Below are 1,009 nucleotides of genomic sequence, written 5' to 3'. Positions count from 1 at the left end.
TATCGGCTACCGCCAGATTCCAATGTTGCTGTCCTCAATGGCGCACGCCGTTTCCAAAAAGCCAATTGCCAAGGGAGTCGCGGTCGCGTAGTCTATGAGTTCCGAGGGTCGCTTACTTTCAACGGACTTCCGGGCAATCTCGTTACCTTTCAAGAATGTTTTATCAGTTCAGAGGTGGGGCCTGCCCCCATTGATGATCTAGAGCCCAATCCCGATCCCAAGAACAGTCACACACAGCACCCGCTCTAGCTGCCGGTAATTTTCAAAGTTGCGGAAGCCGTACGCCTGCCGGCTGATGGTTTCCATCTTGTTGTGGAAACCTTCGGTGATGCCATTGGGCAGCGCCCAGGACGACGAGTGGCGCCAGTGCGGAGTGGCGCAACTCGACGACGGTGCGTAGGAATCACGGAATCAGCTTTTGGCATTGCCGTTTTGTTTTGTCTTTCTTCAACAGCGTGAGTGAGCGAGCCACCTGCGTCCGCAGTATGTTTACCTACACTTATCCATTTGTCTTCAGTTTTTGCGTACTGGGTCCATATTGCAAACAGCCGCTACATGCACTATTTTCAGGGAGCAGTTCACATTCGCGGATATTCGCGCTATGTAACGGGGCCTCAGCGTACTGAGGACCACTCTTTAACCACCGGTGTGGACTTAAGGCCGCGCCGCTCACGATTGAGCGGGTGAGTGCGTGTCAACGCTCAATCTGTAAAAGGGGAAACAAAGGATGACAAGTCGTAAACTGCTGTTGAGCCTGGTAGTGCTTGTGATCGGAGTAGCGCCCATGCTGGCGCAAAAAGGCAACGGCCTGCCCTCGGGCATGAAGAAGGCCTACAATCTTGAAGTTATCGCTTATAGCGGCGACAATTGCCCCAGCGGCGATTTCACGGAGTCCAACACTCACCGCATCGCGGTGAAAGCCGACGTGAACGACAACCCGAACGGGGTATTACTCAGCGCCCTCGTCCGCCAGAACGATATCATGCTGGCCGAAGGACCGGATTTCAGA

2 protein-coding genes are annotated in these 1,009 nt (G+C 54.0%); one reads left to right on the top strand and one right to left on the bottom strand.

What is annotated here, in order from left to right; genetic code table 11:
* Positions 1 to 198: 198 nt before the first annotated feature.
* Positions 199 to 306: a hypothetical protein gene (locus VN622_07580; protein ID HWR35712.1), complete on the bottom strand. Its 108-nt coding sequence runs from the start codon at positions 304 to 306 to the stop codon at positions 199 to 201.
* A gap of 421 nt (positions 307 to 727) precedes the next feature.
* Here VN622_07580 and VN622_07575 point away from each other — a divergent pair.
* A partial coding sequence (locus VN622_07575) for a hypothetical protein (GenBank protein HWR35711.1) occupies positions 728 to 1,009 on the top strand: 282 nt, incomplete at its 3' end.

The organism is Clostridia bacterium, from assembly GCA_035561135.1.
Taxonomy (GTDB): domain Bacteria; phylum Acidobacteriota; class Terriglobia; order Terriglobales; family Acidobacteriaceae; genus DATMYA01.
The sequence above is the reverse complement of the archived record's forward strand: the minus strand, read 5'-3'. Positions and strand labels throughout refer to the sequence as shown.

What these genes read in the sequence shown, in the direction of transcription:
- VN622_07580 (HWR35712.1), bottom strand. Translation starts at nt 306, where the DNA reads ATGGAAACCATCAGCCGGCAGGCGTACGGCTTCCGCAACTTTGAAAAT.